We start from the raw sequence: 6,776 nt of genomic DNA on the forward strand, positions 1-6,776 counted from the left end.
ATGGGGTATGGTGGTCCAAACTCAACAGTTTTTGAACCTGAGGTTTTAGTAATTGGTCCGGATAAGGTAGAGGTAAATGAAGAATTTACCTTAACTCCTCGTCATATTTATAAAGATATGTGGGAGGTTTATGAAATTGAATTTGGAGGAAAGGTAAGGGATGGTAAATTTATAATTACCAAGGATACCATAATTAGTGGTCATTTTAAAATAATGAAAAGAAATGGAGTGTGGATGCGTATTCCCTTTCAAAAAGAGGTTTATATTCGTTAAATCATGACGGAAGACTTAAAGACCTTGTATGAGAATAAATCGATAGATGAATTGTTAGAGATTTACAGAATACGAAGCGAGTATAGAGAAGATGTTGCTGAATTCGTAAGGAAAATTCTAACTATGCGTAATCTTACACCAGAACAGGAAGAACAGTTCATGAATTTTTCTCAAAATTCGATGGTTTTAGAGAGTGAAAAATCAGATTTGGGATTGTTGGACAAAAGTTTGAAACGACTACTGAAGTTTATGAATCCCCTGGAACCTAAATCGGATAATCAAATGGTTTGGCTTTTGCTTATTCCAGTAATTTATGTTTTTTCTATAGCAATAGAAAATGCTTTTTATCTGGGGTTAGATTGGTATACAGTTTTAGTGATGGGCCCAGATATACTTCTGTGTGCAGTTCTATTATACTTGCTTTACCATAAAAAGAAATGGGGCTTTTATATCTATATAATCTCCATTTTATACAAAGCTTATTCTTTTTTTAGCTTAGGAATATTTCACCTTACGCTTCAGTTAAGGTATGGAGGTATTGATGAAAGTTCTGAATCAGTTGATTTGGATGATAGGTTTTCTCGTCTTTTATTTGAAATGAGTGAGTTCGATTATACCGCTGAAATATTTTGGAGTTTTTTCAATTTTGTTCTTTTACTTGTATTAAGTAGGACGGTTGTTATCAATCGAATCAAGTCAATATATAATGTGGGGGATAAAATCACAAGAATGCTGTATTTCTGGACATCCTTAACTCTCCTAGTTGCAATTTCTGTAATGTATATAGTGTACTATTTTTAAGTTTTGATTTCAAACAGGGGTGAAACGGAGTAGCTTTGCGCCAACTTAGCTTTGAATTGTAAAAGGAGTATAAATGCGACTTTAGAAGCACTTTAGATGACTATTTACAATAAGATAAGTAAAGAAAACTAGTAGTGGAGACCCGGCCGTTTGCCAAAATATAAGGCAAAAAAAATAGGGTAAGCTACTTATATCGCACCGCTACAACCTCTTACCCTTGCTACGTTCCCGTCCTGGGGGATTCAGAGGGAGCTGGTCGTACAAGACTTACCCCGCCGCAAAGATAGTAACTTAATCTATTTTCGCAATGGGGAAGGGCGAAAAAAATCATGAAAAATGTCTTGAATTACCTTAAGCTTTGAGCATCAGATGTTAAGCAAGCCAAGAAAAATTATTCGTCCTTTAAAAGGTCTGGTCTTCTTTCCTTTGTTCGTCTGTAAGCCTCTTTTTCACGGTATTCTTCAATCTTTTTAAAATCTCCAGACAATAAAACATCAGGTACTTTCATGCCTTCGAATTCTGGCGGACGCGTAAACACGGGAGGGGACAAGAGGTTATCTTGAAAACTGTCTGTAAGCGCTGAAGTTTCATCATTCAAAACACCTGGTAATAATCGGACGACACTATCCACCAGCACAGCTGCAGCCAATTCACCACCAGATAAAACGTAAGAGCCTATAGAGATTTCTTTGGTGATGTATTTCATGCGTACGCGTTCATCCACTCCTTTATAATGACCACACAAAATAATCATGTTTCCTTTGAGGGAGAGTTCGTTGGCAATACCTTGGTCAAGCACTTCACCATCTGGGGTCATGTAAATGATCTCTGTGTATTCGCGTTCTCCTTGAAGTTTCTCTATGAGTCGAGCAATAGGTTCAATGGACATAACCATACCAGCACCACCACCATATTGGTAATCATCCACATTTTTATTTTTATGGGTGGAATAATCACGAATGTTGTGGATATGAATTTCTGCCAATCCTTTTTCCTGGGCACGTTTCATTATAGATACCTCGAAAGGACTTTTTAATAAATCTGGTAAAACGGTGAGTATGTCTATTCTCATGCTGCAAAAATAGTGTATTGTGAGGTATAGAGCTCAGAAAATGAAGCAAAAAATATTTGATCATATATCAAATTACTTCACGTATATGGGGTGAGGTGGAATTGTATGATGTTGATTTTGAACCGAAAGTAATATCAGTGCTGGCGTAACTTTGCGCATACTTAGATATTTGTACATTTAGGCTTTCAAACAGTTTACCGATGAAAATAGCACATCTTATCCTCATACCTGTCCTTAGCTTACTATTTTCCTTTTCTGTAGGTGCTCAAAATACCACCTATACTTACGATGAACTTATTGGCCAGTACGCTGAAATTGCGCAAGAATCCAAAGACATTCATTTTTTTAATATGGGGCAATCCGATTTTGGTGAGCCTATTTATTTATGTGTTTTAGGAGTAGCGGCAGATTCTCAAATGGTGTTTTCCTATGCGCAAAACTCAACGGTATTATTGATTAATAACGCTATACATGCTGGAGAACCTTGTGGGGTCAATGCTTCTTTAGATTTTGTAAAACACTATTCTAAATTATCTGAAAACGAGAAAATGAAGTATCCAGTGATTGCGGTTATTCCGGCCTACAATGTAGGAGGTATGCATAATCGAGGTGCCTATTCTCGCGCCAATCAAATTGGACCGGAAGAGTATGGTTTTAGAGGTAATGCTCAGAATCTTGACTTGAATAGGGATTTTGTTAAGATGGATAGTGAAAACATGAAAACCTTCGCCCATATTTTTCATGCTTTAGATCCAGATGTATTTCTAGACACGCATACAAGCAATGGAGCGGATTATCAATATACTTTAACACTTATAGCATCTCTAAAGGCTCGGTTAAATCCTGTACAAGCCGCGTTGATATACGATGAAATGTTACCGGCTTTAAAAGATAGTTTGTGGCAAAAGGATAGCCTCGATCTTTTTCCGTACATAGAAATGAATGGGAAGCGACTTCATGAGGGGATTCATGCTTTTAATGATAAGGCGAGATATTCAATGGGATATGCGCGTTTGTTTCATACCCTTAGTTTTACCTCGGAAACACATATGTTAAAGGACTTTGAAGATAGGGTAGTGGCGACCTATCGTTTAATCGAGGAAATGGCAAAATATACACGTCGTTACGATGATGAAATAGAACGTGTAAGAATGATTGCTCGGAATGAAATGTTACAAAAACGTTTTTATCCTGTTCGGTATGCATCGGATACGGCATTGAACAATAAGTCATTTATTGACTTGAAAGGGTATGCATATAAAGATAGCATGAGTGCAATTACTAATTCTCCGCGTCTGTTTTACGATAGGAATAAAGACACCACTTTTACTATTCCTTACGACTTTTACTATAGAGCAACAGATTCTACACTTATACCCGAATATTTTGTAGTTAGATCTTGGGAAAAAGAAACGATTGAGCGTTTGAAAAGGAATAAAGTAACGGTACAAATTATAGACAAAGACACGAATTTGTTACTTCGCCAGAATAAGGTGCTCTATTACCAAACAGTCAATAGTCCGTACGAAGGTCACTACCTTCACTATGATACTAAGGTGCAAGAAGCCATTGATAACGTAACACTTCATCAGGGAGATGTACTTATAAATACCCACCAACTGTCACGACTGTTTATTCTAGAAACCCTCGAGCCAACAAGTGACGATAGCTATTTTAATTGGGGATTTTACGATAGTTATTTACAGCAGAAAGAGCATTTCTCCGCCTATGTTTTTGAAGAAATCGCACAAGAGATATTAGACAATGATATGGATTTGAAGCGTGAATTTGAAGCAAAAAAAGCGGGAGATTTAGACTTTGCAAATGATCGTTGGGCACAGTTGAATTACATTTACATCAACTCACCGTATTACGAAAAGTCGCATAAAGTACTTCCTGTTTACAAGTCACTTCGATAGACAAACCCTATTGTTTACCCCATGTTAACCCTTCACAAGAAATGTTTCGTTGAAGAATTGTTTATTTTTGTGTAAAGTCAATAAAACTAGATTATGAAAAAACTATTACCGGCATTACTCTTACTCTTATTTTGGAGTGATGGTAGGGCTCAAGATACTACTTGGGTTCAAACTTTTACTTGGGATTCCATTTCAACGAGAAGAGCGACCTTTGATTTTCCTCAGGCTTTAAATTCTAAGCGTTTTGAGAAAGTACTGATGTATTACAATCTAAAGTGTGATCCAGCTACTCCTTGGGACAACCACGATTGTGGAGAATGGGATTATTTAGCATATTCAAGAATTTACGACCATACAGGAGTTATGGATTCAGTACAAGTAGACGGTACTGCTTTCGAAATCAATACTGCGACTCCTTTAACACAGAATTACGATCCAATTACCGGTGCTTTGAATAATCACACCGTAAACTACGATCAATACAGAAGGTCTAATGCGACATTGACGAATCACGCGGTATTGCAAGGAACAGTATCTTCTGATTATCCTGTGAATCAAGGACCAACTTCTGGTCAACGTTTTCAAATGATTATTACTGCAAGTGAATTAACAGCTGCAGGATTGTCTGCAAATGACGATTTACAATCTCTTACTTTAAATGGTACAGCGGTAAACGGTTCAGCAGATTTATCAGGATTGTCTATTAAGTTGAAATCAACTACAGATACTGAAATCTCTGATTGGCATACTGCAGGATTCACTGAAGTGTATAATGCTAAAAGAGGATCGGGAGTTAATGACGATGCTGCTTTAGTAACAGGTGATAATGAATTTTTATTCTACCAACCTTTTACTTGGAATGGTACAGACAACATTATTGTTGAGTTTGTTCACAGTGATGCAGGTCAAGCTTCTGACGCATTTACAACAACTGGAGTAAATGGAACTGGAAATTTATCTGTTGCTTACCCAAGACAAAATGGGGTGTACCAATCGGCTGTAGACAACTACACTGTTTCAGAATTATCTGATATTGACTTAGGTGCAGAAGTAACGGTTGCTTTTTGGGCTAAAGGTGAAGGTTCATACGGTACGAAGAATTCTGTTTTTGAAGCATATGACGTAGATGGAAATAGAATACTAAACGTTCATTTCCCTTGGGATAACAATGAGTTAATGTTCCATGGAGGTGCAACTGCTCAAAACGATAGAATTGCGAAAACAGTAAACTCGTCTGTGGTAGATGGTTCTTGGAATCACTGGGCATTTGTTAAGAATGCAAACGATGGAACGATGAAGATATACAGAAATGGAGCTTTATGGCACCAGGGAAGTGGATTGACAAGAGAAATTGGAATGATGCACCGTTTGGTGATAGGAGCAAACAGAAATCATTCGTTAGGTTGGAAAGGTAAATTGGATGAATTTCAAATGTGGAATGTAGCATTAGACGCTGCCACAATTGGAGCTTGGTACGATAAAACAATCAACAATACTCACCCTAATTATGCAGACCTTTTAGTTTACCATAATTTTGATGATGTAGCTTACGCAACAGACGCTTCAGCAAACGATAATTTATTGATGCCAAATAGAAAAGGTGATTTTGATTTTGATCAATTGCCAGTTGTAGCACCGGAGGTTTCTTCTTTCCGACCAACAATTAGCTTTGGTACAGGTACAGTAGCAGGAACTATGGTTACTGAAACGAATTTCAAATACCTTCAAAAAGAACCTTCAGTTGTTTTTGAATACGCACCCGTGAACAGAAGATTCATTATTTCAAATGCATTTATAGCGAATGATGAAGGATATGTTTATGAATATGATACAGACGGTTCAACTGTATTGAACCAAACTCAAATTGGTACATCTCAAACGATTTCAAACAATGATATTGTTTACTATGAACAGCCATTTGAAATTTTAGACATGTATGAAATTGGTAGATTCATTACTCCATACGGAATTGGATTTGATTTAGGACCAAATGGATTTACTTGGGTATATGATGTTACAGATTACCAGCAGTTGTTGAAAAACTCTGTAGACTTCATGGCACACAATACACAAGAATTAATTGATGTGAAATTTGCCTTTATTGAAGGTATACCTCCACGTGATGTTCATAACATTGAGCGCGTATGGGGAAGTGCAAAATCGTACAACTACGGAAAATTAATAGATGATGACGTTTTAGCAGCTAAAGATATTTTACTTTCTGATACTTCTTCTCAGTTTAAAATAGTTTCACGTATTACTGGACATGGTCACTACGGTCAACAAACAAACTGTTGTGAATGGTCTCCTAAAGACCACAAGATTTTAGTAGATGGTATAGAACGATTTACATGGGATATTTGGCAAGAAACAGAGTGTGGAGATAACCCAAACATTGGTCAAGGTGGAACATGGCCTTATGCTCGTGAAGGTTGGTGTCCTGGTGATATGGTGAAGGATCACGGACATGAAATTACTCCTTATGTAACTCCAGGAGATACTGTATCTATTGACTATGATATTTCTGGAGTGTACAATGGTGATCAATCAGAAAGAGGTGGGAATTACGTTATGGCGACGCATTTGGTTTCATACAGCGCACCAAACTTCCAAAGAGATGCGGCATTGGTTGATATTTTAAATCCGAATTCAAATGATTTATACAAAAAATGGAACCCATCTTGTTCTAACCCTCGAGTAATTATTCAAAA

General features: G+C 37.0%; 5 protein-coding genes and 1 other RNA gene. 4 read left to right on the top strand and 2 right to left on the bottom strand.

Going from position 1 to position 6,776, the window contains the following annotated elements:
- A partial coding sequence (locus tag R3333_RS11290; protein ID WP_318958885.1) for a hypothetical protein occupies positions 1–273 on the top strand: 273 nt, incomplete at its 5' end.
- A gap of 3 nt (positions 274–276) precedes the next feature.
- Positions 277–1,074, top strand: coding sequence for a hypothetical protein (locus R3333_RS11295; protein WP_318958886.1), 798 nt, complete (start codon positions 277–279; stop codon positions 1,072–1,074).
- Between the two features lie 174 nt (positions 1,075–1,248).
- Here R3333_RS11295 and ffs read toward each other — a convergent pair.
- Positions 1,249–1,347, bottom strand: an RNA gene (ffs, locus tag R3333_RS11300) — signal recognition particle sRNA small type.
- Positions 1,348–1,465: 118 nt separating this feature from the next.
- Positions 1,466–2,146: a tRNA (guanosine(37)-N1)-methyltransferase TrmD gene (gene trmD, locus R3333_RS11305; RefSeq protein ID WP_318958887.1), complete on the bottom strand. Its 681-nt coding sequence runs from the start codon at positions 2,144–2,146 to the stop codon at positions 1,466–1,468.
- A gap of 200 nt (positions 2,147–2,346) precedes the next feature.
- On the opposite strand from trmD, the gene R3333_RS11310 reads away from it, so the two are divergent.
- Together R3333_RS11310 and R3333_RS11315 are read left to right on the top strand one after the other, a co-directional pair.
- Positions 2,347–4,065 carry a hypothetical protein gene (locus R3333_RS11310; RefSeq protein ID WP_318958888.1) on the top strand — a complete coding sequence of 573 codons (1,719 nt, stop codon included), beginning with the start codon at positions 2,347–2,349 and terminating at the stop codon, positions 4,063–4,065.
- A gap of 93 nt (positions 4,066–4,158) precedes the next feature.
- Positions 4,159–6,776: LamG-like jellyroll fold domain-containing protein (locus R3333_RS11315; protein ID WP_318958889.1), on the top strand; the 2,618-nt coding region annotated here is incomplete at its 3' end.

The sequence above is a fragment of the Lishizhenia sp. genome (genome assembly GCF_033720595.1).
GTDB lineage: Bacteria > Bacteroidota > Bacteroidia > Flavobacteriales_D > Crocinitomicaceae > Lishizhenia.

Excerpts from the sequence above, each read along its gene's own strand:
- R3333_RS11310 (WP_318958888.1), top strand. The coding sequence starts at position 2,347 with ATGAAAATAGCACATCTTATCCTCATACCTGTCCTTAGCTTACTATTT.
- trmD (WP_318958887.1), bottom strand. The coding sequence starts at position 2,146 with ATGAGAATAGACATACTCACCGTTTTACCAGATTTATTAAAAAGTCCT.
- R3333_RS11295 (WP_318958886.1), top strand. The coding sequence starts at position 277 with ATGACGGAAGACTTAAAGACCTTGTATGAGAATAAATCGATAGATGAA.